Source organism: Paeniglutamicibacter sulfureus, from assembly GCF_030512175.1.
Taxonomy (GTDB): domain Bacteria; phylum Actinomycetota; class Actinomycetes; order Actinomycetales; family Micrococcaceae; genus Paeniglutamicibacter; species Paeniglutamicibacter sulfureus.
Genome location: NZ_JAULBL010000002.1, coordinates 69,569 through 93,156, shown reverse-complemented (window position 1 = coordinate 93,156; position 23,588 = coordinate 69,569). Strand labels below are relative to the sequence as shown.

General features: G+C 64.8%; 23 protein-coding genes. 17 read left to right on the top strand and 6 right to left on the bottom strand.

All coding sequences use genetic code 11. From position 1 onward, the window contains the following. Window positions 1-14: 14 nt before the first annotated feature. The 3 genes from Q2T94_RS07085 to Q2T94_RS07075 all read right to left on the bottom strand — a co-directional run bounded on the left by Q2T94_RS07085 (window position 15) and on the right by Q2T94_RS07075 (window position 2,533). Complete coding sequence (locus Q2T94_RS07085) at window positions 15-731, bottom strand: LysM peptidoglycan-binding domain-containing protein (RefSeq protein WP_302263446.1); 717 nt, start codon at window positions 729-731, stop codon at window positions 15-17. A gap of 319 nt (window positions 732-1,050) precedes the next feature. Then, window positions 1,051-1,743 (bottom strand): phosphonatase-like hydrolase, encoded by a 693-nt coding sequence (locus tag Q2T94_RS07080; protein ID WP_302263445.1) that lies wholly within the window; start codon window positions 1,741-1,743, stop codon window positions 1,051-1,053. A 31-nt stretch (window positions 1,744-1,774) separates the two neighbouring features. Continuing rightward, window positions 1,775-2,533 (bottom strand): GntR family transcriptional regulator, encoded by a 759-nt coding sequence (locus tag Q2T94_RS07075; RefSeq protein ID WP_264268390.1) that lies wholly within the window; start codon window positions 2,531-2,533, stop codon window positions 1,775-1,777. A gap of 142 nt (window positions 2,534-2,675) precedes the next feature. On the opposite strand from Q2T94_RS07075, the gene Q2T94_RS07070 reads away from it, so the two are divergent. The 6 genes from Q2T94_RS07070 to Q2T94_RS07045 all read left to right on the top strand — a co-directional run bounded on the left by Q2T94_RS07070 (window position 2,676) and on the right by Q2T94_RS07045 (window position 8,566). After that, window positions 2,676-3,902, top strand: coding sequence for a TIGR03364 family FAD-dependent oxidoreductase (locus Q2T94_RS07070; RefSeq protein ID WP_302263444.1), 1,227 nt, complete (start codon window positions 2,676-2,678; stop codon window positions 3,900-3,902). 15 nt (window positions 3,903-3,917) lie between these two features. Beyond that, window positions 3,918-4,832, top strand: coding sequence for a phosphate/phosphite/phosphonate ABC transporter substrate-binding protein (locus Q2T94_RS07065; RefSeq protein ID WP_302263443.1), 915 nt, complete (start codon window positions 3,918-3,920; stop codon window positions 4,830-4,832). Continuing rightward, window positions 4,832-5,641, top strand: coding sequence for a phosphonate ABC transporter ATP-binding protein (locus tag Q2T94_RS07060; protein WP_302263442.1), 810 nt, complete (start codon window positions 4,832-4,834; stop codon window positions 5,639-5,641). Before Q2T94_RS07065 ends, Q2T94_RS07060 begins: the two co-directional genes overlap by 1 nt. Then, window positions 5,638-6,456, top strand: coding sequence for a phosphonate ABC transporter, permease protein PhnE (gene phnE, locus Q2T94_RS07055; protein WP_264268394.1), 819 nt, complete (start codon window positions 5,638-5,640; stop codon window positions 6,454-6,456). The genes Q2T94_RS07060 and phnE overlap by 4 nt, the downstream gene beginning before the upstream one ends. Window positions 6,457-6,528: 72 nt before the next feature. Then, window positions 6,529-7,398: an EamA family transporter RarD gene (rarD, locus tag Q2T94_RS07050; RefSeq protein WP_302263441.1), complete on the top strand. Its 870-nt coding sequence runs from the start codon at window positions 6,529-6,531 to the stop codon at window positions 7,396-7,398. A gap of 55 nt (window positions 7,399-7,453) precedes the next feature. Beyond that, a complete protein-coding gene (locus Q2T94_RS07045; protein WP_302263440.1) occupies window positions 7,454-8,566 on the top strand; it encodes a YihY/virulence factor BrkB family protein in 1,113 nt (370 codons plus the stop codon). A 10-nt stretch (window positions 8,567-8,576) separates the two neighbouring features. On the opposite strand, the gene Q2T94_RS07040 is transcribed toward Q2T94_RS07045, so the two are convergent. Both Q2T94_RS07040 and Q2T94_RS07035 read right to left on the bottom strand, forming a co-directional pair. Beyond that, window positions 8,577-10,067 (bottom strand): TIGR01777 family oxidoreductase, encoded by a 1,491-nt coding sequence (locus tag Q2T94_RS07040; RefSeq protein ID WP_302263439.1) that lies wholly within the window; start codon window positions 10,065-10,067, stop codon window positions 8,577-8,579. 486 nt (window positions 10,068-10,553) lie between these two features. Beyond that, complete coding sequence (locus tag Q2T94_RS07035) at window positions 10,554-11,285, bottom strand: M50 family metallopeptidase (protein WP_302263438.1); 732 nt, start codon at window positions 11,283-11,285, stop codon at window positions 10,554-10,556. Window positions 11,286-11,438: 153 nt separating this feature from the next. On the opposite strand from Q2T94_RS07035, the gene Q2T94_RS07030 reads away from it, so the two are divergent. The 11 genes from Q2T94_RS07030 (at window position 11,439) to Q2T94_RS06980 (ending at window position 23,274) form a co-directional block, all read left to right on the top strand. Further along, on the top strand, window positions 11,439-11,768 hold the full coding sequence (locus Q2T94_RS07030) for a hypothetical protein (RefSeq protein ID WP_302263437.1): 330 nt from the start codon (window positions 11,439-11,441) through the stop codon (window positions 11,766-11,768). Between the two features lie 74 nt (window positions 11,769-11,842). Continuing rightward, the gene (locus Q2T94_RS07025) at window positions 11,843-12,487 is read left to right on the top strand and encodes a DUF305 domain-containing protein (RefSeq protein ID WP_302263436.1); all 645 of its coding nucleotides are present in this window, start codon (window positions 11,843-11,845) and stop codon (window positions 12,485-12,487) included. Between the two features lie 13 nt (window positions 12,488-12,500). Then, window positions 12,501-13,109 carry a thioredoxin-like domain-containing protein gene (locus tag Q2T94_RS07020; RefSeq protein WP_302263435.1) on the top strand — a complete coding sequence of 203 codons (609 nt, stop codon included), beginning with the start codon at window positions 12,501-12,503 and terminating at the stop codon, window positions 13,107-13,109. A gap of 28 nt (window positions 13,110-13,137) precedes the next feature. Next, the gene (locus tag Q2T94_RS07015) at window positions 13,138-13,434 is read left to right on the top strand and encodes a hypothetical protein (RefSeq protein ID WP_302263434.1); all 297 of its coding nucleotides are present in this window, start codon (window positions 13,138-13,140) and stop codon (window positions 13,432-13,434) included. 157 nt (window positions 13,435-13,591) lie between these two features. Further along, window positions 13,592-14,311 (top strand): SGNH/GDSL hydrolase family protein, encoded by a 720-nt coding sequence (locus Q2T94_RS07010; protein WP_302263433.1) that lies wholly within the window; start codon window positions 13,592-13,594, stop codon window positions 14,309-14,311. 5 nt (window positions 14,312-14,316) lie between these two features. Further along, the gene (gene glsA / locus Q2T94_RS07005; protein WP_264268404.1) at window positions 14,317-16,104 is read left to right on the top strand and encodes a glutaminase A; all 1,788 of its coding nucleotides are present in this window, start codon (window positions 14,317-14,319) and stop codon (window positions 16,102-16,104) included. A gap of 182 nt (window positions 16,105-16,286) precedes the next feature. Continuing rightward, on the top strand, window positions 16,287-16,955 hold the full coding sequence (locus Q2T94_RS07000; protein ID WP_302263432.1) for an alpha/beta hydrolase family protein: 669 nt from the start codon (window positions 16,287-16,289) through the stop codon (window positions 16,953-16,955). Window positions 16,956-17,063: 108 nt separating this feature from the next. After that, the gene (locus tag Q2T94_RS06995; RefSeq protein ID WP_302263431.1) at window positions 17,064-18,329 is read left to right on the top strand and encodes a multidrug effflux MFS transporter; all 1,266 of its coding nucleotides are present in this window, start codon (window positions 17,064-17,066) and stop codon (window positions 18,327-18,329) included. Between the two features lie 92 nt (window positions 18,330-18,421). Then, on the top strand, window positions 18,422-21,886 hold the full coding sequence (locus Q2T94_RS06990) for a TM0106 family RecB-like putative nuclease (protein ID WP_302263430.1): 3,465 nt from the start codon (window positions 18,422-18,424) through the stop codon (window positions 21,884-21,886). Window positions 21,887-21,972: 86 nt separating this feature from the next. Then, window positions 21,973-22,227 carry a hypothetical protein gene (locus Q2T94_RS06985; protein WP_264268411.1) on the top strand — a complete coding sequence of 85 codons (255 nt, stop codon included), beginning with the start codon at window positions 21,973-21,975 and terminating at the stop codon, window positions 22,225-22,227. 48 nt (window positions 22,228-22,275) lie between these two features. Further along, on the top strand, window positions 22,276-23,274 hold the full coding sequence (locus Q2T94_RS06980) for an aldo/keto reductase (RefSeq protein WP_302263429.1): 999 nt from the start codon (window positions 22,276-22,278) through the stop codon (window positions 23,272-23,274). Window positions 23,275-23,284: 10 nt separating this feature from the next. Here Q2T94_RS06980 and Q2T94_RS06975 read toward each other — a convergent pair whose 3' ends face one another. Beyond that, window positions 23,285-23,455: a hypothetical protein gene (locus Q2T94_RS06975; protein WP_302263428.1), complete on the bottom strand. Its 171-nt coding sequence runs from the start codon at window positions 23,453-23,455 to the stop codon at window positions 23,285-23,287. Between the last annotated feature and the right edge of the window lie 133 nt (window positions 23,456-23,588).

The following is a 23,588-nucleotide window of genomic DNA, read 5'->3' as shown; positions in this document are numbered from 1 at the left end:
CGCGAGGGACCGGCTTACTTGGTTGGCAAGTCCAGCGACTGTCCAACAAAAATGAGGTCGGCGCTGGGCACGACGTCCTGATTCAGGGCATGCAGGTCCTGCCAGCTGCTCAGGCCCTGGGACTGGGCGATCTTGAACATGGTGTCCCCGGCCTTGACGGTGTAGTTCTCGCCCGAGTCCTTGACGTTGACGCTGATTGCCGGTGCCTTGGCCACCGGGGCAGCTGCGCGCTTGCCGCTGGAGGCGTAGCTCTTGGCGGGAACCGACTTGGTCTTGTAGGACTTGGTGGAAGAGGTCTTGTAGCTCGACTCGCTCGACTTCTTCACGGTTTCCTTCTTCGGAGCAGACTCGTAGGTCTTGGCTACCGAGCCCTTTCCGCCGGAAAGTCCAAGCTTGGCCGAGCATGCGGGCCATGCGCCCCAACCCTGGCTGGCCTTGACGCGTTCGGCAACGCGGATCTGCTCGGACTTCGAAGCGTTGTTCGCGCTTCCGCTGCCGCCAAAGGCGCTCCAGGTCGAGCTGGAGAACTGCAGCCCGCCCTTGTAGCCATTGCCGGTGTTGATGGACCAGTCTCCGCCGGACTCGCACTGTGCCAGTGCGTCCCAGGTGCTGGTGCTGGCTGCCGAGGCAGGTGCCACCGACATTGCCATGGCTCCCCCGGCCAAGGCCAGTGCGGCAACAGAAGCTGCGCCGCGGCGAATGTTTTTGCTCTTGGAATTCTGCTGGATCATGTTTCTCCAGTGCCATCCTCCGCATAGGTCGTCCAGGACCATCATGGCGGCGTTGTCCGGCGTCGCAATCGACGATTCGAGTGGCTACCGCCGCAATGGACAACGCACAGATATCCGGCGGTAGTTGAGACGTGTTCCGTAACCTGATGTTATAGAAACGTTACTCAACGACGGTACGGCACCACCCCGGGGCCACGTCAAGCCGTGAGTCCTTCGGGGATACATTCGACCTAGTCAGAGTGCTAAAAAAAGTTAATCACACGCGACATAACGCCCCGGAGACCGAGATGGACTCCGGGGCGCTGTTACCAAAACGATATTATTTGGGGCTGACTAGTGAAGACTCGAGAACACTGGGAAGTGCCCTGACGCCTTCCAAAACCCAGCTGTGGGGATGCTGCTCGAGTTCTTCACGGCCAAGCGCCCCGGTGAGGACGCCCAGCCCGCGCACCCCGGCGTTGCATGCCGCCAGGAGGTCGACTACCGTGTCACCGCCGGCCACGACGCGGCGCACATCGTGCACGCCGGTGACTTCCATGACCCGGTGGATCATGTACGGCGCGGGCCTGCCCGCGGCGACTTCGTCGCTGGTGACCACGGCATCGAGCAGCTGGCCTTCGCCAATCCCCCAGCCCAGGGTTTCGAGGATCGGGCCCGCGACATCCCGTGAGAACCCAGTGGTCAGGCCTACCTTGATCCCCCGGCCCTTGAGCTCGCACAGGGCTTCCTCCACACCGGGAAGGGCCACCGGCGGGTTGGCCGCGTAGCGCTCCGCCAAAAGGGCGCGGAAGTGGTCGAACTGCCGGGCAACCAGCCCGGGGTCCGCCGTGACACCCCCGAGTTCCATCAATGCGGCAATGGCCTCGGTCTTGTCGGCGCCCATCCAGGTTTGCAGGTCGGCGGCATCGACGCTGGCTCCGGTATCCGTGACCGAATCCTCCAGGGCGCGGTAGACGATCCCATGCTCATCAACGGTGGTTCCGGCCATATCCAAGACGACAAGTTCAATCATTGTTTCCATCCTTTGGTTGGTCTATCAGTTATCAGGCGACCAGCGGGACGCGCACCAAAGCCGCCCTGGACGCCCGGGTGTTTTCGATGACGAAGTTCGCAAGATGCGGAAGGTACCGGTCATCCGAGCATTCAAGGATGCGTCCGTCCTCGGCGTAGGTCAGCCGATGCTCGCGCAACAGCGGCGATCCGGCGGCCACTCCCAGCAGGGAGGCATCCATCTCATCGGCACCGACGGCATCAATGACATGCCGGCCCCTGCTCAGGTCCACGCCCCGGGATGTCAGGTAGCCGAAGATCGAGCCGCTGTCGGTGTCGAAGTCAAAGAGTGCGTTGCCGACATCGGCGACGAAGTTGCTGCGTTCCACCATGGTCGGATTCCCGTCAAGCGAGCGCAGGCGCAACACCTGGATGACAGGATCTCCCGGTTGAAGGAGCATTTTTCCCGCAAGGTCTTCTCCCGCCGGGCGCCGTGCGATCTCCAGCGTCCGCTGTCCCGGTTCCCGGCCCAGTGAATGGGCCCACTCGGTAAAGGACATGAAGGTGGCAAACGATTGGGAAGGCACCGGGTGGGCGACCACCGGGGGCTTACCGCGACCCCCGGTGATCAGGCCCTCGCTACGCAGGCTCGCCAGCGCCTGGCGGACGGTTCCACGGGAAACACCGTTCTGCGCACAGAGCTCCGCCTCGCTGGGCAGTGGCTTGCCTTCTTTCCAGTCGCCGGAGGAGATCCGTTCACGGAACAAATCGCTGAGACGCTGGTGGATGGGTTCTTCGGAAGTTGACTGCACGTACTTGATCATACAAGTGGAACAGGCGGCATCCCGGGAACCTTGGTGAACTACAAATGAACAGGTCATGAAGGGGCTGGTGGCCAGATGAACCGTTGGTGAACTTGTCTGGACAAGTCCCGTTCTGGCTTGAAAACAGGACTTGGGACCGGCAAATATCAATGCCGTGAACATCTTCGAAACGAAATCCGGGGCCACCGCAGAACCGGTGGCAAGCACCGACGTCCTGGTGGTCGGCGCAGGCATCATCGGCCTGGCCCATGCCGCGCTCGCCCAGCAAGCCGGCCTGAGCGTCACCGTCATCGAACGCGACCACCGTGCGGTGGGCGCATCGGTGCGAAACTTCGGCCATGCCTGCATCACCGCCCAACACGGCGACCTCTACGACCTTGCCCAGGCCGGCCGGAGTCACTGGCTCGATTTCTCGGCCAAGGCCGGGTTCTGGGCCATCGAAGCCGGGGCCCTGGTGGTTGCCGCCACCGAGACCGAGCTCCAGCTGCTGCGCGAATTCTCCGAGTCCCGCCCCGAGGGCCAGGTGAGCGTGCTGGGCGCCGAGGAAGTCCGGGCCAAGCTCGGCCGCGAGAACACCGACGGCATCCGCGGCGGCGCATTCCTCGCCGATGACCTGCGGGTTGACCCGCGCAGCACGGTGGGCACACTGGCGGGCTGGCTCCACGAACAAGAAGGGGCAGCGGTGCACTTCAACACCGCTGCCCTGGGGTTCGGGCAGGGTTCCGAACGCCGGGCCCGCGTCAACACCAGCCGCGGCGACTTCGAGGCCGACCAGGTGTACATCTGTGTCGGCCACGACGTGGACTACCTGTTCCCCCAAATCGCGGCCGAGCACCGCATCGAGCGGTGCGCGCTGCAGATGACGGCCGCCGGCGCGCCGGAAAGCACCACCATCGTCCCTGCCGTGCTCACCGCGACCTCCATGCTGCGCTACGACGCGTTCACGCACATGCCCTCGGCGAGCGCACTGCGCGTCGAGGTCGCCGAGGCGCACCCCGACCTGCTGGGGATCGGCGCCAACGTGATGTTCACCCAGCGTCCGGACGGAACCTTGCTGCTCGGGGACTCGCACTCCTATGACCTGACCCAGGATCCGTTCCTCGACGAATCCACGTCCGGGATCCTGCTGCGGGCCGCGGCGAAGGTGCTGGATGTGGAGTCGTTCGCCACCACCGAACGCTGGCAGGGCATCTACGCCTCCTCAGACGTTTCCCCTGTTCTGGTCCGCGACATCGGCGAGGCCATCACCCTGGTTTCCGTGACCAGCGGCATCGGCATGACCATCTCCTTCGGCCTGGCCGAGGCAAACCTCACCGCACGTCCCCTCCCCCGGCCCACCGCCGCCCTCACTCGCTAAGGAACCCGTCGCACCATGAAAATCCCACGCACCCTCGCCATGTCCCTTGCCGCCGCCGCCGCCCTCGCCCTGGCAGGCTGCTCCTCCACCGAGGCCCCTGCCTCGGCCGACCCCGGGTCGTTCTGCCCCACCGGCGAACTGAAGTTCGGCATCGAGCCCTTCGAGGACCCGGCCAAGCTCGAACCCGCCTACAAGGTGCTCGCCGCCGCCCTGGGCAAGGAACTGGACTGCAAGGTCGAGGTCCAGGTGGTCGAGGACTACGCGGCCGAGGTGCTCTCGATGCGCAACGGCAAACTCGACATCGGACAGTTCGGTCCCATGGGCTTCGTCTTCGCCTCCACCAAGGCCAACGCCGAGCCGCTGGTTTCCTTCGGCACCGCAGACGGGAAGCTCTCCTCCTACACCGCCGGCATCTGGGTTCCCAAGGATTCCGCGATCAAGGCCATCGATGACTTGCGCGGCAAGGACCTCGCCCTGGGCTCGGTCGGCTCCACCAGCGGGGATGTGCTGCCCCGCTTTGGCTTGAAGAAGGCGGGCATCGCCGAGGACGAGCTGAACATGAACTATGCCGGCGGGCACCCCGAGGCATTGTTGGCCCTGACCAAGGGCACCGTCGACGCGGCCCAGATCAACTCGCAGACCCTGGCCAGCGCCATAGATTCGGGCAACTTCGATCCGGCCGGATTCCGCCAGGTCTGGAAGAGCGAGGCCATCCCGAACGACCCCATCACGGTCTCCGCCGACGCCGACCCGGCTTTCAAGGCTGCGGTCAAGGACGCCCTGCTGAACCTGGCGCCCGCGGACATCGAGGCCGTCGGCAAGTTCCTTGACGTCACCCCGGCCGGGCCCCTGATCGAGGTCACCAAGGAAACCTACAACCCGCTGTTTGACCTGGCCGAGACCATGGGCCTGACCGAGAAGGACATCTAATGACCGCGTTACGGATGCCACATCGCGCCTTGCACCCTGCCGTTCCGGCCGGCGAGGAGATCATGCAGGTCAGGAACCTGACCAAGTCCTTTAGCGGGCGCACCGTCCTGGACGGCGTCGATTTCACCCTTGCCCGCGGCTCCATGCTGGCGTTCCTGGGCGCCAACGGCTCGGGCAAGTCCACCACGCTCAAGTGCATCATGGGCCTGGAAACCCCCGAGGCCGGATCCATCAAGCTGGACGGCACAGAGCTGTCCACGCTGCGCGGCACCGAACTGGCCAGGGCACGGTCCTCGGTGGCCATGGTCTTCCAGAAGATCCACTTGGTCCCGCGGCGCACGGCGTTGGAGAACGTGTGCGCCGGCGCCCTGGGCCGGCTCAGCGGCCCCGCCTCCGTCAGCCCGATGTTCTTCCCCCGCGAGCTGAAGGAAGAGGCCATGGCTGCCTTGGCCCGCGTCGGCATGGCCGATCGCGCCCACGAGAAGGCCGGCCGGCTCTCCGGCGGCCAGGCCCAGCGCGTGGCCGTGGCCCGCGCCCTGTGCCAGCGCGCCTCGGTGCTGCTGGCCGACGAGCCGGTCTCCGCGCTCGACCCGCGCGCCGCCGAGGAAGTCATGGCCCTGCTGGCCGAACTGGCCCACGCGGAGAACCTGGCAGTCGCGGCGGTCCTGCACCAGCCGGACCTGGCCCTGCGCCACGCGGACAACGTCATTGGACTGGTCAACGGCCGCATCGAATACTCCGGGGACATCTCCGGACTCGACGCCTCCATGCAGTCCCGCCTCTACACCCCGAATCGAGCAGCGGCATGAGCACGCAGGTTCCCTCCCTTTCAGTCCCCAAGGTCCCCAACGCCGGGTGGCGGATCACCTCGATCCTCACCGCCATCGCGGCGTTCATCGTCCTGCACGTTTTCGCGCTGCGCGGCACTGACTTCGAGGTGTCGGCACTGGTCACGGGCGCCGAGGGCATGGCCTCGTTCCTGGCCGACGCCTTCCCGCCGGACCTTGACTGGGAATCGGTCCTCGCCCCGGCACTGAAGGCGACCACCGTGACCCTGTGGATCGGGTTGCTGGGCACCACCCTTTCCATCCCAACGGCATTGTTGCTGGCGGTGTTCGCTTCGCGCACCACCACGCCGCACCGGCTCGTCTACCAGCTCTCCCGCGCAGTCCTCTCCTTCTTCCGGGCGGTGCCGGACATCGTCTTCGCGCTGATCTTCGTCACCGCGGTGGGACTTGGCCCCTTTGCCGGCGTGCTCGCGTTGATCTGCCACAACACCGGCGTCATGGGAAAACTGTGGGCGGAGTCTATGGAGGAAACCGATTCCGGCCCCCAACAGGCGTTGGCAACGGCCGGGGCCTCGCGGTTCCAGCAGGTCACCCATGCCGCGCTGCCCATGGCACTGGGCCAGTTCGTGGGATTGCTGCTGTACCGCTTCGACGTGAACGTCCGTTCCTCGCTGGTCTTGGGACTGGTCGGGGCCGGCGGCATCGGGTTGCTGATCAACCAGTCCATCAAGTCGTTCCGCTTCGATGCGATGGCCACCCAGATCGTGGTGGTCCTGGTGCTGATCATCCTTGTCGACCAGCTCTCCTCGTTTATCAGGCGAAAGCTGGAAGTCTAGTTGGGCCAGGCCCGGAACGCTGGATCGCTAGACTGAAACACCAAGTCGAATACGAATTACGGAGCGTCATCGATGAATCGCGGCGTTCTTGCCTCCCTGGCGGCCTCTGGACTGTTCGCAGCCATCTTCCTCATTTCCGGTTCCCTGAAGGACATCGGACACACGGAGGTCTACGGGTGGCGAATAGTGCTGACCCTGCTGATAGTTGCCCCGTTCTATGCGCTGGTTCCGGGTCGCCGGGTCCAAATGGTTGCCTTGCTCGGGCGCATCAGGGCCAGACCCGGCCTGCTGGTTTACGGAGCCGTTGCCAGCTCGCTGGTGGGCGTCCAGCTCTGGCTCTTCATGTATGCGCCCATGAACGGGTTCGCTTTGGCGACGTCGCTCGGCTACTTCCTGCTCCCCCTGGTCATGGTGGTGGTGGGCCGGGCGGCCTTTGCCGAGCGGCTGTCCAGGGGACAGAAAATCGCCGTCGCCCTGGCAGTCCTCGGCGTGGGCCACCAAGTGGTCTTCGCCGGCGGCCTGGCCTGGCCCACCTTGCTGATTTGCCTCGGGTATCCCGTGTATTTTGCGGCACGGCGAGCCGCGCGCTTTGAATCCAATGCCGCCTTCACGCTCGAGATCCTGTTCCTCACGCCGCTGGCCGTCTATTTCATCCTCACCGGAGTCCGCGGGCCCGAGGCGGCCATCGTTCCAGTGCTGTCCATCGGGGTGTTAGGTGCCTTGGCAATGTTCCTCTACCTGGGTGCCGCCTCCATGCTTTCCCTTTCGCTTTTCGGGTTGCTCAGCTACGTCGAACCGGTGTTGCTCCTGGTGGCCGCCGTTGCCATGGGCGAGCAGCTCTTTCTCCGTGACGCATTCACCTACGCACCCATAGTCCTGGCACTGGTCATCTTGGCCGCCGACGGATTTCGGTCCGCACGTTCCATGCGCAGGGGAACCTAGGAAGTAAGGTGGGAAATGACCATGCCAGCCTCGCCGGAAGCAGGTGGATTCCCCAGTGGACCAGACACAAAGCAGTGAACTCGAACTACGCAGGGATTCCTGGCTCTATGCCATAAAGCGAACGGTACGGGAGTTTTCCCGGGACGGGGCCACTGACCTTGCGGCCGCGCTGACCTATTATTCGGTGCTTTCAATGGTTCCAGGGATACTGGCATTGCTCTCGATGCTCTCATTGATCAGCAGCGGACCCGAGACCAGGGATTTTATGGTCCAGACCATCAGCCAGATCAGCACCTCCGAGATGGGCACCAACGCCGAAACCCTGCTGATCCAGCTCGGGCAACAGACCGGGGCCGGCTGGACGTTGATTGCCGGTTTGCTGGTGGCCCTGTGGTCGGCCTCGGCCTACGTGGGCGCATTCGGCAGGGCCCTGAACCGCACCTATTCCACCGCCGAAGGCCGTCCCCTGTGGAAGCTGCGGCCCCAGATGTACCTGTTGACCTTGGTGATCCTGTGTCTGGCGGTGGTGGCCATTGCCATCCTGGTCCTTTCGGGACCCGTGGCCGAGGGAATCGGCTCCGTGTTGGGCCTCGGCGAGGCGACGCTCTTGGCGTGGAACATTGCCAAATGGCCGGTGCTCGTGCTGATTGCGGTGCTCATGGTCGCACTGCTCTACCATTTCACCCCGAACGTCAGGCAGCCCAGGTTTCGCTGGATCAGTGCCGGGTCCCTGGGTGCCTTGGTGATCCTGGCTATCAGTACCTCGGGATTCTTCTTCTACGTGGTGAACTTCAGCAAGTACCAAAGCGCCTACGGCGCCCTGGGAGGCGTGATCATTCTGCTGTTGTGGATCTGGCTGGCAAATATCTCGCTGCTGCTGGGTTCCGAACTTGACGCCGAAGTCGAACGAGTCCGGGAATTGCGCGCAGGTCTGGCTGTGGAGGATGAACTGGCGTTGCCAACCCGCGACGACACGGGAATCGCCAAGGCGCAATTGGCCCTGCTTGATGACCATGAAGAGGCGCGTGCCCTGCGGGTTCGCGCGGGCGGGGAGGCGCACCCCGACGCCGAATTGCCAGGTCCGAGAGTGCCCTGGGGACTGCTGTCAGCGGCCGCCGGCACCATCGGGGCATATCTGGTGGGCAGACGCCACGGTGCCGACCGCTAAGGGCGCACTGCTAGGAATGCCCCAACACGTGACGCAAAGCCGATTCCAGATCCGGATGCCTGAACAGGTAGCCGCTGTCCTCGACCTTGCGGCCGGAGACGAGCTGGTCGGCGAACGCCAGTTCCTCGGCACCTTGCTTGCCCAGCAGTAGCCTGGGCCCGAACGCGGGGACCGGTATGCGGGCGGGCCGGCGCAAAACCTTGCCCAGGACCTGCGCATAATCCTTGGCCTGCACCGGGTGCGGAGCGACCGCGTTGACGGGTCCGACCAGCGAATCGGTCAACAGCGCATGGGCATAGATGCCGACCACGTCGTCGATGCTGATCCAGGACTGCCAGGCCTCCGATCCCAGGGGCCCTCCCAGGCCCAGGGCGTAGAGCGGCAGCATCCGTTGCAGGACACCGGTGGCCGGCGACTGCACCAGGCCGGTACGCACATTGACGACGCGCACCCCAGCCTCGCGAGCGGGCGAACATGCATCTTCCCAGGCCGCGCAGACCTCCGCGAGGAAATCCTTTCCGGGTTCGGCGTCCTCCCCCAGTGGAACAGCCCGCCCTGCGGCGTGAGGATTCGCCCCATAAATGCCAATGCCCGAGGCCACGATGAGGCTGCGTTGCTTCCCGTCCTTGGCGAGGGATGCCAACGCGCGGGCGAGCAGACCGGTTCCCAGCACGCGCGAGGATCGGATTTCCTCCTTGGCACTTGCAGTGAACCTTCCGCCAATGGTGTGTCCTGCCAGGTTCACCACGGCATCGACATCGCGCAGATCCTCGGCGTCGAGCACCGCGTGATCCGGCGCCCAGAAGATCGTGTCTTCGCCGGTGGCCGCGTGCCGGTCGCGCACCAGTCGCTTGACGCGGTGCCCGCCACCGCCCAGCAGGGCGCAAAGCTGGGTGCCTATCAGGCCGGAGGCACCGGCCACGGCAATCGTCAGTGGCTTGGCGTCATGACTTGCGTGGAAGGCCAGGTCCGCCCTGAGCATCCGTTCCCGGTACCGGAAGACCTGGATGAGTTCGTGTTTGAAGGCCCGCTCGGCGATCTTGTGTGCGCGGCCCCGGGGAAGCCTGCCCAGGAGCGGGAGCTCGTACTCCACGACGTCGCGCATCATGGTGCCGCGGTTCTGCCCGTCGCCGTCGTCGGTGAATAGGTGCTGATGTTCCCAGCGGGCCAGCGGCCCAGACTCCATGATGTCGGTGAAATCGTGCCCGGGGTTGAGGGAAATGTGCTTGGCATGCCACGGGATTTCGGCGCGCACCCGGCCGGGAAGTCCCAGCGCCTGGGCCCCGGCGGCGACGGCGGCGGCAAGGCCGGTGCCCAGTGTCCCCGGTGCCGCCACATCCATGATGGCCCGCGATCCCACGGCAATTCCCTTGTCCGGTTCCTGCCTGATTGAACCGCTAAACGGAGCCGAAAGCCGGGGCAAGGCGCCGGGTCGCTCAAACCAGCGGAAAACCGTTTCCCGCGGGTAGGGCAGGTGGGTCGTGTATTCAAAGATTGCCATGGCTGTGTGCATCCCTTATCTCGCGGCGGTTCCCCCTTCTACCCACACTAGGCGAAAGATGTGCCCCGCAGCAGATTCCCTGAGGGCGGCGCAGCCTATTGTCACCGGCCAAAGTGTCTGTGTCGTGTTGTTGAATGTACTTATCGACCCAGTCTGAAGGGAGCGGTGACCATGCGTATTGGCATGCCCGCCTATCCAACCCTCATGGAGCTGCGCACCGCCGGGTGGACGCTGGAACAAATATCCAGGGCCTATGAGGTGGACGAACCTGATATCCAGAGGGCACTTGCGTTGCATTTCATCCAAAGACAGCCCGCCGGCCGGCGGCCCGTCCTGGGCGCAACATCCAAACCGCGGCCTGCATGATCGACATCGCCGTACGGGGTGGCCAGTGAGCCTAACGCTCCGCATCCCGCGGCCCACCCATGCCGTCCAACCGCCGCGGTCGATGGGGAGAATGTCGATGGGGAGAATAATGACCCGACGCTAGCGCAGCATCAAAGCGATCATCCAGCCCGCAATCAACACCGAGCCGCCAATCACGACGGTGAAGCCAAAAAGCCAAAACCAGGCTGGCAACCAACTTCGCGTGGCAAGGATGTAGGCGTCCGAGGAGGCTATCAATCCGCGCCGGCGGGTGTGTACGCCAATGACCTTGAACAGGTCTCGCACCGATCCGACCAAGAGCATCAGGCCCAGTCCAAGCACTACCCAGGCGATGGCCCTGACGGGGGTGTAGACCACCAGCAGCTGAGCTGCCAGCGCAGAGCAAAGCGCCACCGCGATGCCCGCCCAATTGCGCAGGAAGATCAGCGAACCCAGCAGGATGAGGGCGCCGATGGAAAGTGCTGCAGAAGCATGGCCGTAATACGTCGATGCGACCAGTGCCATGCCCACCACCGCAGGTGTCGGGTACCCCCAGAAGCCGCTGAACACCGCGGAGAATCCCGGCTTGCCGCTGCTGGCCAATTCCCCCGAATGATCCAGCCGGATCTTCAATCCGTGGATGAACCTTCCTGTCAGCAACGCAGCAAAAGCATGGCCCAGTTCGTGCACGAATGTCACGTACAGCCCAAAAATCCGCCAGGTTGCCCGCGGCACGGTCAGCAGCACGCACAAGGCAGCCAGGCCCAGCAACGGCCAAGGGGTCAGTGTCAACGGATCGCTGCTGTTGAAGCCCGCGAGCACCGCTTGCCACCACCGCTCAATGATTTCCATTCAGCCAGCCTATGTCTTGCCCCGCGCACCGATTGCACCAGCCGCGTTGGGGATGAGGTATCCCAACCTGTCTCACAGCCAATGCACAACTGACGTTTATACCGTTGATTCCTCAACTAACAATTTTCACCGGGCTTGAAGGGCGGCATGTGCATGAAGCGATTCATCGGACTGCTGCTTGCCCTGGCCTTGATGCTGCCTCTGGGTCAATCCCTGGGTTCCGATCCCAAGGGGTCCGCGTCCCCGATTCAAGCAAATACGGCGCAGACGGCCGGAACATGGCATTGCCCGACGGATTCGCCCACCCAGCACCTTTGCGAACCGATCGTGGACCCCCAGCTAAACGTCGCCCAGATTGCACCGCGCCCCGACACCTCGGGAGCCTATGGGGCCGCGCCGGCAGGCCCGGCTGCACATGGCCACATGTCGGACCAGCAGGCACGGGCACCGGATTTGCACGAACTCTCCATTTCCCGAACGTAGAAAACGGCTTCCTCCTCCTGCCGTCCGCGTGCCCGATTCCGGGTGCACCGCCTTCTTCGTTCCGAGGACCCACTATGTCCGAACCGAAAACTTCCCGCGCCCTGGTCATCGCCGTGGTGGCACTCATGCTGGCCATGGCCACCGGCGGCTGGATCCTGGGATCCGCCAATCCGCGCAGCAATTTACCCTCCGAGGCCTCCCCCGAGGCAGGCTTCTCCCGGGACATGCAAACGCACCACCACCAAGCGGTGCAGCTTTCCATGATCATTCGGGAAAATTCGACCAACCCTGCCGTGCGCTCGATGGCCTACGACATTGCCTTGACCCAGCAGCAGCAATCGGGACAGATGTTTGCCTGGCTTGAGACCTGGGGCCTGGCCCAAACCGGTGAATCCATGACGTGGATGAGCGACCTTCTCAACGAGGATGCCTCGCATGCCGGCCACGGGAGCGTCGCCCCCGGCGGACCCCACACCATGGCCTCCATGGGCATGGCCAGCGAGGCCGACATCCAAAAGCTCACCGCCGCGCGGGGCGAGACCGCCGACCGTCAATTCCTGACCCTGATTATCGCCCACCACAAGGGCGGCGTCGAAATGGCCGAGGCCTACCTGCAACGCGGCGACAACGCCATGGTCGCCGCCTTCGCCACCAAGATCACCAAGACCCAAGAGGCCGAAATAGCGGCCCTGAACCAGCTGCTTTCACAGCTGAGCTAAAGGACGACTTCCCATGAACAAACGCGCAGAAGCCCAAATGGTCCTTGCCAAGGCAAAAGCCAAGGAAAAACGAACCAAGCTGTTGACCGTGGCGGTGATCGCGACCGCCGCACTGGCCATCGTCATCCCCACCAGCGTGGTACTCAGCGGTGCCGCCCAGGAAAAATCTGCCGCAACCGCAGCCGCCGCCGCCCCCATTGACGGAGTCAAGACCTACGAGGTGGCCTCGGCCAATCACGTCGATACAACGGTCGCCTACGACCAGAAGCCCGGAGTGGGCGGTGACCACAATCCAGTCTGGCTCAATTGTGGGATCTATGAGGCTCCGGTCCCAGAAAACAATGCTGTTCATTCGATGGAACACGGCGCCGTATGGATCACCTACGACGGGGCCAGCGATGCGGAAGTCACGGCCTTGGAGGAAGCCGTGGGAGAGAAGACTTACCTCATCCTGAGCCCCTTCCCGGAACAGGGAGAGAAGATCAAGCTCACGGCCTGGGGAGAACAGCTCAGCGTCGATTCCCCGGACGACCCGCGCATCAAGACCTTCATCACGAAATACCGCCAGGGCCCGCAGACCCTCGAGCCCGGCGCCCCATGCACCGGCGGCATCGGCATCTAAGCTAGAAGGAAAAAGGAGAACACCAACCATGTCATTCCTGCCCTCGGCAATTGCCGGAACCGGACTCATCGGCGGCTTCGCCACCGCCCGCACCACGAAGAACCGCCCGCTGGGCGGCGCGGTGCTGGCCGCAGCGGGAACCGGTGCCTTCCTTCTGTGGAAAGCCAACGCCGGAACCCCGAGGGCAGCTGCCCTGACTGGGCTCTACCTTGCAGCATTCGGGGCATCCCATCCGCTGGCCAAGAAGATCGGCGCCTGGCCCGCCGTCAATTCCGTCACCGCCGCGGTGATTCTCGCATCGCTGGTGGCCGGCCGGCGCAAGTAACCGCTCCGCGTTCCAACGCGTTCACGGCGGCTTTCCCGACGAATCCTGGTTCGGAAAGCCGCCGTGATTTGTCTTACCCGGGAAGCAATCGTTGCAGGAACGAGTCCGAATCGGGGACACGCGGCCACTACGATTAATGCAGGAAAGGGGCAAAACCTTGGGAACTCGCAAACCCTTCTTGATACTTGCATGCATGGCCGTCTTCGTGGGACTGCTGGGTCTGTCCGGCATGCCGCGCGCAGATGAGCCGCTGCCGCAAGCCTTCGCTGTTCCAGCGGGCGTAAACCACAACACCTTCATGGTCGCCGGGGACTCGATCACGGCAGCGGGAAGCCGCAAGGTGGCCGTCGGCCACGTCGGCGAAGCCTCCTGGGTGAGGTACGTGAACACACCCGGGACGCCCGCCACCCTGGCATGGACCGGCGGCTGGGCCCTGGGCGGTGCCCAAAGCGGGGACATGGCCGTGGCCCTGCGTGCCGGAAGCGCGGATTCCCTGGTCATCCTGGCCGGCACCAACGACCTCGCGCACGGCAACAGCCACACAATGATCGGAGAGAACCTGGCGCGCATCGCCCGCATCGTACGGGCACCCATGGTTCTGCTGAGCAGCATTCCTCCCCGCGACGACGCCGTTGCGGCAACGGTGGCCTACAACGAATTCCTGAAAACCTTCGCCGGCGAGCGCGGCTGGACATACGTGGACGCGTCGGCCGGATTGCGCAGCGAGGCGAACACCTTCATTGAGGGACTCAGCGACGACGGGGTGCACCCCAATGTCGAGGGCGCCAAGATCCTCGGTGCTGCCATCGGACAGGCCCTGACCACCAAGCCCATGCAGGCCATCGCGGACACGGCGGGCGTCGAACCCCTAGGCTAGGAGTCATGCGCTCCCCCATTGACAGCTACCTCGCGGACCTCCATGCAGAGCTTCTGGATCTCACGGCAGGAACCCCCTACCAGGGCATCCCGGCAATGGCCGACGCCGATCCCTCGAAGTTCGCCATTGCCATGGCCACCGTCGACGGCCACGTGTACCGGATCGGGGATGCCGACCTGGAATTCTCCATCCAATCCATTTCCAAGCCGTTCTCCTACGCGTTGGCGCTGGACGACATCGGCCTGGACGCGGTGGATACGAAGATCGATGTGGAACCCAGCGGGGACGCGTTCAACGAGATCTCGCTGGCCCGGGGCAGCGGGCGCCCGGCCAACGCCATGATCAATGCCGGGGCCATTGCCACGGTTTCGCTGATCAGGAACACCGATGCCCCGCGCTTCGAGCGCATCCTGGAACACTTCTCCACGGCCGCCGGGCGACGCCTGGAACTAAGCGATTCCATCTTCGCCTCCGAGGCGCTCACCGGGCACCGCAACCGCGCACTGGCCTACCTGCTGCGTTCCTTCGACATCATCGAGACCGATCCAAGCCCGGTGTTGGAGGACTACTTCCGCGCCTGCTCGGTCATGGTCAACACCCAGGACTTGGCCATGATGGCAGCGACGCTGGCCAATGGCGGCACCCAGCCGCGCACCGGGGTTCAGGTCATGAGCAAGGAAGCGGTCCAGCGCACCCTGTCGGTCATGACAACCTGCGGCATGTATGACGATGCCGGAGCATGGATCTCCGCCGTGGGGCTGCCCGCCAAGTCGGGAGTCGGCGGCGGGCTGATTGCCGTGCTTCCCGGCCAGGTGGGACTGGCCATCTACTCCCCCGCCTTGGACCTCCACGGTTCCTCCGTGCGCGGGGTCGCCGCCAGCGAACGCATCAGCGCCGATATGGGGATGCACTTTGTGCGCGCCGCCCGCCTGGGCCGCTCGGTGATCCGCGACCACTTCGACATCACCGATGCCCCGTCCTACACCCGCTACACCGATGCCGCCAGCAAGCTGTTGGCCGAGTACGGGGAACGGGCGCACATCGTGGAGCTGGCCGGCGACTTGCTCTTCGCCGGCACCGAGTCCATGGTGCGCGAAGTCAGCGAACTGGACCCTTCCGTGGAACTGGTGATCCTGGATCTGCGCCGGGTCGACGACATCGATCGCATTGCGGTGGAGATGATCCACCAGCTCGGCCGGGAACTGGAGGCGGAAGGCCGCACCATGGTGTTGGTCCAGGAAAAAATCTTCGAGCCGCTGGAGTCGCTGCGCTGCTTTCCCAGCCGCAACGACGCGGTGGAATGGGCAGAGACCACGTTGCTGCAGCGCTACGGGGGCGACGACCTGGTGCCCAGCGAGGTCTCGGTCTGCGACTTCGCTGCGCTGGCGCCGCTGGACGCCGTTGACATCGACCTGCTCGAATCCCTGATGGAGGAGTCCCGGATCGAGGACGGACGCATTATTCGCCGGCCCGGCCAGGAATTCGGTGGCGTCTACTTCATCCTCAAGGGCAAGGTGGTCACCTCGACCCTGCAAAACGGCAAGCCGGTGCGGCACGCGACGCTTTCGGCGGGCATGACCTTCGGCGAGATCGCCCTGGGCGGTGAGGGCGAACAAACCACCCGGGTCACGGCCGTGGGCAGGCTGCACCTAAAGGTGCTCTCGGCCGCGTCGATCGCCACGCTGGAGGCCGATGACCCGGGAACTGCCTTGCGCTTCTGGAAGGCCGTCGCCCGCGATGCCTACACCCGGGTCGAGGCGAACATCAAGGACTCGAACTTCCCACTGCACTGACGCGCCTCGGCATTCAGGGAATGCGCGCAAATATGTTCCGCGGCCGGTGCCAGCGCATTTCGAATTCGCAAGGCACTGCCACCTCGTCGACAGCGCTCTTGGAGTCGGTGGCGACCAGCGCCGCCCTCCGACCATCGTGATCGGTTCGATCCAACCGGCCAACAAGATCTAGGCTTGAACCCATGAGCCAGGAATTGAACATCCCGTGCGGCACCGAAAGTGTCACCGCTTTGCTTGATGAGGCCGAAAATCCCCTGGCGTTTCTGGTCCTCGCCCACGGAGCCGGCGCCGGCAAGGACCATGACTTCATGGCCGGCTACGCCCGGGCAGTCGCCGAAAAAGGCATTTCGGTGCTGCGCTTCAATTTCCCGTACATGGATGCGGGCAAGAAATTTCCGGACCGTGCACCCGTTGCGATCAACGTGTGGAAACAGATACGCGAGTGGGTCGGCGCGAACCTCTCCGGGGAACTTCCGGTGTTCGCCGCCGGCAAGTCATTTGGCGGTCGCATGGCCTCCATGGCCGTCGCCGACGGCATGGACACCCAGGCCCTGATCTTTCTGGGCTACCCCTTGCATGCCCCGAAGAAGGAAGACAAACTTCGCGACGAACACCTCTACCCGTTGCAGGTGCCGATGCTTTTCCTCGAAGGCACCCGCGACCCCTTCGCCAACCAGGAACTCATGACCCGCGTGGTCTCCAACCTCAACCCGGCCAGCGAAGTGGTTTGGTTCGAAGGCGGAGACCACTCCTTCAAGGTCGCCCGCTCCGGGCGCACGGTATCCGAGGACGGTGCGGGGCTCGCCGAGGCCACCGCGGCCTTCATCCTCAGGCAGCTTTCCAAGGACTGATTCGGCAAGCACGGTCCTTGGCACCGCCCACGGATGCCGGCGCGGGCATGCCCATCATCAATGTGGAAACATGGTGGGTATGTCCCGGACCCTGCCTGCAACGAGAAAGTGGGCACCTTCCACGCCATGACCAACCCCGGCAAAACCTCCGCGTCCCTGTTGGGCATCCTGGCGCTGCTCAGCGCCATTGCGCCCTTCGCCATCGACATGTACCTCCCGGCGTTCCCGCAGATGATGTCGGATCTGAACACCAGCGCCACCTCGGTGCAGCTCACCCTGACCACCTTCATGCTGGGCCTGGCAACGGGACAATTGGTGATCGGTCCGCTTTCGGACCAGTTCGGCCGCCGCAGGCCACTGTTGCTGGGCACGGTGGCCTGCCTTGCGGCAAGCGCCCTGTGCGCGCTGGCGCCAACCATCGAGTGGCTCATTGCCATGCGCTTCGTCCAGGGCTTCAGCGGCGCCGCCGGCGTGGTCCTGGCCAGGGCCATCATCACTGACATCGCCCGCGGCGTCAATGCCGCCAGGATGTTCTCAATCATGATGACCGTCGGCGGCATCGCCCCGGTCCTCGCCCCGCTCCTGGGCAGCGGAATCATCCAGGGCTTCGGCTGGCGCGGCGTGTTCTGGGTGCTGGCGGGACTGAACCTGCTGATGATCATCGGCGCCGCCTTCCTGGTCCGCGAATCGCTGCCGCCCGAGCGCCGCAGCGCCGGCGGGCTCAAGGTACTGGGTTCCAACGCCGGGCAGGTGCTGCGAAACAAGCCCTACCTCGGATTCACACTCACGTTCGCCTTCGCCATGACTGCGATGTTCGCCTACATCGCAGCCTCCCCCTTCGTCCTGCAGAACATCATCGGACTGGGAAGCACCACCTACTCATTGGCTTTCGGAGCCAATGCACTCGGCCTGACAGCCGCCAGCATTGTTTCGGCCAGATTGGTCACCCGGGCCGGCCCGAAGCGGCTGACCTATATCGGGGTCGGAAGCCTGCTGGCCGGCAGCGCGGCACTGCTGTGCATCATCGTCTTCGCCGGCACCCCGGCGATCCCCACGATGCTGCTGCTCTTTGTCACGGTCTCGGCGCTGGGCCTTGTGCTGGGAAATGCCTCGGCGTTGGCCACCGCGCAGGTCACCCGGTTTGCCGGCACCGGCTCGGCGATTCTCGGCGCCTTGCAGTTCACGCTCGCGGCCATCGCCTCCCCGATCGTGGGCATGGCCGGCGAGCACAGCGCGGTGCCGATGGCCGCCGCAATGTTGGTCTCGGCCGGTATTTCCGCGCTGTTCCTGTGCACCATGACCCGCGGCGCCTCGATGCAGCCGGAGGAAGAAGGAAACGAAAAATCCGCGGTGTCCGCCCCCGGCGTCAAGTAGCGCAGGGCGCACGCCGCTCCTCACCGGAACCGAAATGACGGAGGGTCGGTGCTAGGTTCAAAGACAAGCCAAGGCAAAGGAGCACCCGTCCCGTGTTTTTCCTCGATCAGGACCTGATCTACTCCGCATCCGACCTCGTGGTGGCCGCAAGCTGCGAATTCGCCTCGCTGAGCAAGCTCGACGAACGCCTGGGACGCAGCGACAAGGCCGATTTCGGACCCGATGAAATGCTCGACCGCACCGCGGTGCTTGGCGACGCCCATGAACACAAGGTCCTGGAAGAGCTGCGCGCACAATTCGGCGACTACGACCCATCCACCGGCCGCGGCGTCAAGATGCTGGCCGCCGGAGTCCGCGGGGATCGGGCCTCGCTGGAGCAGGCACACGAGGAAACGCACCAGGCGCTGCTCAAGGGCGCCGACGTGGTGTTCCAGGCGACCTTCTTCGACGGGGAATTCGTCGGCTTTGCCGACTTCCTGGTCCGTGAACCGGACGGCTCCTACGCGGTGTGGGACACCAAGTTGGCCCGCCACGCCCGCGTCACGGCCCTGCTCCAACTGGCTGCCTACGGCGACCAGCTCATCACCGCCGGAATCCCGGTCGCCGCAAAGACCACCCTGGTGCTCGGGGACAAGACGCATTCGGTGCACCAGATGCATGAGCTGCTTCCGGTGTTCAAGGAGCGCCGGGCCCGTTTCAAGGCGTTGACCTTCGCCCATCGGTCGGGAACAAACCCCGTCATCTGGGGCCAGGACGGCATCGGCGCCTGCGGACGCTGCGATTACTGCGCCGAGCAGGTGGCCAAGCACCGCGACCTGCTGCTGGTCGCCGGCATGAGCACCGTCAAGCGCAGGAAGCTCATGGAAGCCGGAATCAACACCATTGACGAGCTCGCCGCAGGCAACACCAAGGCACGCGATCCGCACCACAAGCTTGCCGAACAGGCACGCATGCAGGTCGGGCTCGGAACCAGCGACGGAACCATCGGCGGGGTTGCCTACAAGGTCAATGGAACCCAAACCATTTCCCGGCTCCCGGAACCCAACGCCGGGGACATCTTCTTTGACTTCGAAGGCGATCCGCTGTGGCAGGATCCTTTTGACGAGTCCTGGGGACTGGAATACCTCTTCGGCGTCATCGAGATCGATACGGCCGAGCCGGTGTTCAAACCCTTCTGGGCGCATTCCCGGGCCGAGGAGCGCAAGGCCTTCACCGACTTCGTCGCCTACGTCGAGGCGCGCCGAGCGGTCTTCCCCCAGATGAAGATCTACCACTATGCGCCCTATGAGAAGAGCGCCCTTCGGAACCTCTCGCTGCGCCACGTGGTCGCCGAGGACACCATCGACCAGTGGCTGCGCGATGGGCTGCTGGTGGACCTCTACGACACCGTCCGCCACTCGCTGTTGATCTCCGAGCGCTCCTATTCGATCAAGAAGCTCGAGCCGCTCTACATGGGCGAGCACCTGCGCGGCGGGGACGTCAAGGACGCAGGCGCCTCCGTCGTCGCCTACGCCAAGTACACCGAGCAGCTGGGCGTTGACGATGCCGAGGCCGGGCGGATCCTGGAATCCATCCGCGACTACAACGAATACGATTGCCTCTCCACGTTGCGGCTGCGCGACTGGCTGCTGGGCCTGGTACCGCACGAAACACGCGCCGAGTGGGTGGACGAGACCCCCCTTCCCGGCGTCGACGACGTCGAGCCCAGCGCTGAGGAAATCGCGCTGCGCGAGTACCTCGAATCACTCCCTCAGGACCGCGCACTGGATGACGACGAGCGGGCCATCGCCATGGTTGCCGCCGCCACCGGCTACCACCGGCGCGAGGCCAAGCAGTTCTGGTGGGAGCACTTCGACCGGCTCGATGCACCTTTCGATTCGTGGGCCGAGACCCGCAACGTGTTCGTTGTCGACGAGGCAAGAGTGCTCGAGGACTGGCACAAGGCAAGCACCAGGGCCAGGGTTGAATCCCGTGTCACCGAGCTGAGCGGCACCATGGCCGAAGGTTCGGACTTCAAGGTCGGCTCGAGCTGGTTTGCCATGTACTCCCAGCCGTTGCCCCCCGAACTCGAACCGAGCATGGCCGGGCGGGCGGGGCTGTTCAACGCCGTGGTGAACGAGAACGACGAACGATTCGTCATCACCGAAAAATCCAACACCAAGGTCCCGCCGTTCGGCACCCTGCCCGTGGCGCTGACCCCGGACCAGCCGATCAACACCACCTCATTGCGTGATGCACTGGCCGAGCTGGCCCGCACCGTCGGCGGTGCGCTGCCTTCCCTGCCCAGGCACCCGGGGATCGACATCCTGCGCAAGTCCGCACCGCGCTTCAAGACACTTTCCACCCCGCCGGTGCCCAACATCGTCAACGGGCACCCCAACATCGTGGGTGCCATCATTGAGTCCTTGGGTGACCTCGACGATTCCTATCTTGCAGTCCAGGGACCCCCGGGCACCGGCAAGACCTACGTGGCATCCCACGTCATCGCGGCCCTGGTGAAACAGGGATGGAAGGTCGGTGTGGTGGCCCAGTCCCACTCGGTGGTGGACAACGTGCTGACCAAGGCCATCACCAGCGCCGGGGTGCATCCGGAGCAGGTCGCCAAGAAGCTGAAGGCCGGGGACAAAACCGAGGTCCCGTGGTCCGGCACCACCGACGACGCGGTTGAGGATCTGCTGAACTCGGACCAGGGGGCACTGATTGGAGGCACCGCGTGGACCATGACCGGCAAGCGGGTCCCCGAGGGCTCCCTGGACCTGTTGGTCATCGACGAGGCCGGGCAGTATTCGCTGGCCAACACGCTGGCGGTCTCCCGTGCCGCCACCCGCCTGCTCCTGCTGGGTGACCCGCAGCAGCTGCCGCAGGTCACCCAGGGTTCGCACCCGCAGCCGGTGGACGAGTCCGCGCTGGGCTGGCTCAGCGCCGGGCACCCCACGCTGCCCGAGGAGCTGGGCTACTTCCTTGCCGATTCGTGGCGCATGCACCCGGAGCTGTGTGCCAAGGTCTCGGCGCTGAGCTACGAGTCCAAGCTGCATTCGGCCTCCGCGGCCGCACAGCGTTCGCTCTCGCAGGTCCCCGCCGGGGTGTCCACCGTCCTGGTGGAGCACCGCGGAAACACCACCCAATCCGTGGAGGAAGCCCACGAGGTCATCAACCAGGTGCGCGCCCACATGGGATTGTCCTGGATTGGAGGCGAGGCAGAGTCCCCGAGGCCGCTATTGGCAAAGGACGTCCTGGTGGTCGCGGCCTACAACGCGCAGGTGAACCTGCTGCGCGCCGAGCTCGACGCGGCAGGGTTGGAAGACGTGAAGGTCGGCACCGTCGACAAGTTCCAGGGGCAGGAGGCGCCGGTGGTCATTGTCTCCATGGCGTGCTCCTCGGCAGATGACGCGGCCCGCGGCATCGACTTCCTGCTGAACCGCAACCGGATCAATGTGGCAGTCTCGCGCGGACAATGGCGGGCGGTCATCGTGCGCTCCCCCGCGCTGACGCAGTTCCTGCCATCCACTCCCGCTGCCTTCGCACAGCTCGGGGCGTTCCTGGCCCTGGGGTCCTGAGCCAGCCGGCCGACCACCCCCGGCGGCACCCCCAGGGATTCATGTCCGGTTCGCCGGTGGGACACGTCCGTTGGAGAAGATTGGGCATGACCAATTCACATGCACCGCTGGACAGCCGCATTTTCGCCACCCAGCCTGTCGCCGTGCGCGCGTTGGCCGAAGAATTGCGACGCAGCCCCCGTGCGTCCGCGGCCATGTGCACTCCCTTGGCGTCCACCCGCATCGGAGCACGCCCACCGCTTCCGGGCCAGCGCCACCAAGACGGCGTCATGCACCCGAACCGAGAGGCCGGAACGGCGGGCGTCGAGGCAAACACCTGCTCTCCGAGCATGACGAAGTGATGCGCGGTGATGGGCGCTCGGTCGGCGTCGCATGCTAGAAATGAACCCATGACTACGCGTGTACTGGCAGGCAAGAACGTCAATCCCCTGGGCTTCGGGGCCATGAACATCGCCCATGGATACTCGGATTTCCCCACCGACCGGGAAGCCGGGCGGCTGCTGCACGACGTGCTGGATGCCGGGGTCGACCACCTTGACACAGCAACCTTGTACGGCGGGCACCGCAGCGAAAACCTCATTGGCCAGCACCTGAAACAGCGCCGGGGCGAGTACCTGCTGGCTTCCAAGGGCGGGCTGGCCCTGGTCGATGGCCGCGGGCAGATCGACGGACGCCCCGAAACTCTCCGCGCCCAGGTCGACGCCTCGCTGCAGCGCCTGCAGACGGAGCACATCGACCTCTATTACCTGCACCGGCTCGACCCCAAGGTCCCGATCCAGGAATCGGTCGGCGCGCTGGCCGAGGCCGTGGCCCAGGGGAAGATCGGCGGCATCGGGCTCTCCGAAGTTTCGGTCGCCACGCTGCGCATCGCGCACGAGGTGCACCCGATTGCCGCGGTGCAAAACGAATACTCGCTGGCCACCCGCAACCCGGAGCTGGGCATGGTGGAGGCCTGCGCCGAGCTGGGGACGGCGTTGGTGGCATTCTCCCCGCTCTACCGGGGCTTCCTTTCGGGCAACCTGCGTGGCATCGACGCGCTGGCCGACGGCGACATGCGGCATCACATGCCACGCTTCAGCCAGGAAAACTACCCGCACAACCTAGAGCTGGTCGACCGCCTCGCACGATTGGCGACACGCCTGGGGACCACCGCCGCCGCGCTCTCGTTGGCCTGGGTGCTGGCGCAGGGCGAGCATGTCCATGCCATCCCTGGAACCAAGAACCCCGGCCACTTCGCCGAGAACCTCGGTGCACTCCGGCTGTCGCTTTCCCCCGCCGAGCTGGCGGAGGCCGGGGAGATCATCAACCAGTCCACGATTGCCGGGGCGCGGTACAACGTCCACCAGCAAAAGACCATCGACAGCGAGGAATTCCAGGAGGCCAGGTAGGCAAGACCGACTACTCCGACTTGGGTCGCCTGGGGTCGATGACCTTCTGCGCCTGGGCACCTTCGATTCCGGCCAGGGCCGTGGTCGCAGCCGCATAGTCGTAGCCCGCCGCCAGCTTGGTCGCCCGTTCGATGCGATCCGTCTCGGTCGGGCCTTCCTGTTCCCGACTTGGAAGAACCATGGATTGCGAGGCCGAACGGATCGAAGTGGGGTCGCATCGCCCGGGGGCATCTTGGGCGCAGTGATGCACCTGGCAAAGACCGGTCCCGAAGCTGCCGGCAGTGCGACCGCGGTTGCCGAGCGACGACGCGGTT

Coding starts and splice junctions, on each gene's coding strand:
- rarD (WP_302263441.1), top strand. CDS start 6,529: ATGAATCGCGGCGTTCTTGCCTCCCTGGCGGCCTCTGGACTGTTCGCA.
- Q2T94_RS07000 (WP_302263432.1), top strand. CDS start 16,287: ATGAGCCAGGAATTGAACATCCCGTGCGGCACCGAAAGTGTCACCGCT.
- Q2T94_RS06975 (WP_302263428.1), bottom strand. CDS start 23,455: ATGGTTCTTCCAAGTCGGGAACAGGAAGGCCCGACCGAGACGGATCGC.
- Q2T94_RS07035 (WP_302263438.1), bottom strand. CDS start 11,285: ATGGAAATCATTGAGCGGTGGTGGCAAGCGGTGCTCGCGGGCTTCAAC.
- Q2T94_RS07040 (WP_302263439.1), bottom strand. CDS start 10,067: ATGGCAATCTTTGAATACACGACCCACCTGCCCTACCCGCGGGAAACG.
- glsA (WP_264268404.1), top strand. CDS start 14,317: ATGCGCTCCCCCATTGACAGCTACCTCGCGGACCTCCATGCAGAGCTT.
- Q2T94_RS07020 (WP_302263435.1), top strand. CDS start 12,501: ATGAACAAACGCGCAGAAGCCCAAATGGTCCTTGCCAAGGCAAAAGCC.
- Q2T94_RS07015 (WP_302263434.1), top strand. CDS start 13,138: ATGTCATTCCTGCCCTCGGCAATTGCCGGAACCGGACTCATCGGCGGC.
- Q2T94_RS07065 (WP_302263443.1), top strand. CDS start 3,918: ATGAAAATCCCACGCACCCTCGCCATGTCCCTTGCCGCCGCCGCCGCC.
- phnE (WP_264268394.1), top strand. CDS start 5,638: ATGAGCACGCAGGTTCCCTCCCTTTCAGTCCCCAAGGTCCCCAACGCC.
- Q2T94_RS07025 (WP_302263436.1), top strand. CDS start 11,843: ATGTCCGAACCGAAAACTTCCCGCGCCCTGGTCATCGCCGTGGTGGCA.
- Q2T94_RS07085 (WP_302263446.1), bottom strand. CDS start 731: ATGATCCAGCAGAATTCCAAGAGCAAAAACATTCGCCGCGGCGCAGCT.
- Q2T94_RS07060 (WP_302263442.1), top strand. CDS start 4,832: ATGACCGCGTTACGGATGCCACATCGCGCCTTGCACCCTGCCGTTCCG.
- Q2T94_RS07030 (WP_302263437.1), top strand. CDS start 11,439: ATGAAGCGATTCATCGGACTGCTGCTTGCCCTGGCCTTGATGCTGCCT.
- Q2T94_RS06980 (WP_302263429.1), top strand. CDS start 22,276: ATGACTACGCGTGTACTGGCAGGCAAGAACGTCAATCCCCTGGGCTTC.
- Q2T94_RS07080 (WP_302263445.1), bottom strand. CDS start 1,743: ATGATTGAACTTGTCGTCTTGGATATGGCCGGAACCACCGTTGATGAG.
- Q2T94_RS06985 (WP_264268411.1), top strand. CDS start 21,973: ATGACCAATTCACATGCACCGCTGGACAGCCGCATTTTCGCCACCCAG.